General features: G+C 35.0%; 1 protein-coding gene and 1 pseudogene. One reads left to right on the top strand and one right to left on the bottom strand.

The features are described from left to right. The first annotated feature begins 568 nt into the window (after positions 1-568). A complete protein-coding gene (locus tag F9Y84_RS21750) occupies positions 569-1,693 on the top strand; it encodes a right-handed parallel beta-helix repeat-containing protein (RefSeq protein WP_147391488.1) in 1,125 nt (374 codons plus the stop codon). A 248-nt stretch (positions 1,694-1,941) separates the two neighbouring features. Here the strand turns inward: F9Y84_RS21750 and F9Y84_RS21745 are convergent. Then, a pseudogene (locus F9Y84_RS21745) lies at positions 1,942-2,088 on the bottom strand (ISAs1 family transposase); the annotation flags it as partial.

The raw sequence follows: 2,088 nt of genomic DNA, 5'->3' as shown, positions 1-2,088 counted from the left end.
ATGCTCAAGCAGTGTGAATGCGGCTTACCGAGTCAACGCAGCAAATTGAAAACCGCTGGCTGGAACGACAAATTTAGGGCACAGGTATTCTTTGGTTTATAAGTAATCAAAGTATGCTCCGCCCCTGAGGCCCAGTAGACTATTCGAGTGTGGTGCTTGGAGTCTTTTACAGCGTTCTTTCTTGTTATCGGTCTCTCAACAGAGGAGCCTTTGCTCAATCGAACTACTGTAAAAGAAGGCTTTAGTTGCAGCTAAAGCTTGGGCCTCACCTTACCCTAAATCGGTATAAAAAGAACAATTAAGATGGGTGTATTATCCATACAAGTAGCTCAAAGTGGACGCAAAACAGTTGGCTTTCGCTCATTCTTCGCTAATTTTAGCCAACAATTTTGCGCCGGATAAACGAGGCGTTATATTTTTATCTAAGATATTTTTGTATTGCATTTTACTAATTTTTAATTGTTCAAGCTTGTCGAGTTTAATAAGTTTTTATTGTGTTTTCAAAGGTTTTTTAAGCTGTTGAAATGGTATGTTTTTATTTTTACGTTGTTAAATATAAGGTGTTTAAATGCTTGGGATGAAATTTTTATTCGTAATATTTATTTCTTTTTCTGTGAGCGCTCACTCTGGGGATAATGATTTTCTTAGTATGATTGAGCGAGCGGAATCTGGGTCTACCATAGAGATAGAACCTGGAGACTATGATGTTTGTTCTACGGCGTATATTAAGAATAAAAATGACATTAAAATAGTTGGTGTGGGTGAGGTTAAAATTAGAAAGTGTAACTCATTTAATGGTGAATACATATTGTCAGTCATTGATTCAGATAATGTATCAATTGATGGTGTTTCATTTTATGGTTTGACAGATGCTAAATATATTAATGAAAACACTACCAATATCGTCTGGGGAGAGCAGGGTGTGTTATTCTCTGGTACGTCGGGTTCGTCAGTTGAAAATAGTAATTTCTATAATTTTGGTGATGCGGCATTACGTATAACCTCATCCAGGAGTCATTATTCTGGAGAGCAAGTTAATTCTAAAAATTTTCGTGCTGAAGGTAATGTTTTCTATAATGTAACTCAAGTCACAACTACACATCCATGGAGTAAGGATTTTGGAGGGACGAGGGATATAATCTTTAAAAATAACTTATTCTATGAAATGAAAGGAGGGTTAAAACTATCATCACGTAAAGGTGTATCTAATGCAATGGTAGAAAGTAATATATTTAATTTCATACATGGTTCTGCAATGGAGGTTAATTATTATTCTAACGTTGTTATTAAAGATAATTCCTTTTCAAACGTTAATAAATTTATTCTCAATGTATTCCCAAACTCGATAAGTAATGTTAATGAAGCAATAGACTGGAATGGGTTGTCTTTTATAAAAAATACTGCATTCAAATCAAGAGGAGGCATCCGTATCGTTTCAGATGTTGCGGGAGAGTTGATTTCTGGAAAGCATGTTTCAAATGTAATTATTAGTGCTAATAAGTTTGTTGATGTTGATATGAGTTTATATGGCGTATCTAATAGACATATTATTAATTTTTTAGAGAATGAAAAAAAGTTCATATATTCTGTGGTTAAGATGAATTCGTATAATACATCTGGTGATGTGTCACTGTTGAATGTTGAACACTCTACAAATGTACAATCTTTGGATAATGTTGAACTAAAGCTTTAATAAGTTATATGGTGTTAACTCGTCTGTTTTATTCACTTTCCAACACAGGCTCCATATTTGACGGAGAGTCTGGAAATTTTACGATATATTAGGCAATATCAAAAATAAAGATGTCTTAGTAATCACTGATAATGGGAAAATAAAATGAGTTAAAGATGGTATTTCATTAACTGAAAGCTCCAAACCGAAAGAAAATACTAAGTCTGAGTATGTGGGAGGAAGCCAGGGGCGGAGCATACTTTGATTACTTATAAACCAAAGAATACCAGTGCCCTAAATTTGTCGTTCCAGCCAGCGGTTTTCAATTTGCTGCGTTGACTCGGTAAGCCGCATTCACACTGCTTGAGCATATTCATTACAAAGCGCCTGAATAGGGCCATATTTTCTACCGCACC

Source organism: Pseudoalteromonas peptidolytica (genome assembly GCF_012641745.1).
In the GTDB taxonomy this organism is placed as follows: domain Bacteria; phylum Pseudomonadota; class Gammaproteobacteria; order Enterobacterales; family Alteromonadaceae; genus Pseudoalteromonas; species Pseudoalteromonas peptidolytica.
This window is presented reverse-complemented; position numbering and strand designations above follow the sequence as displayed.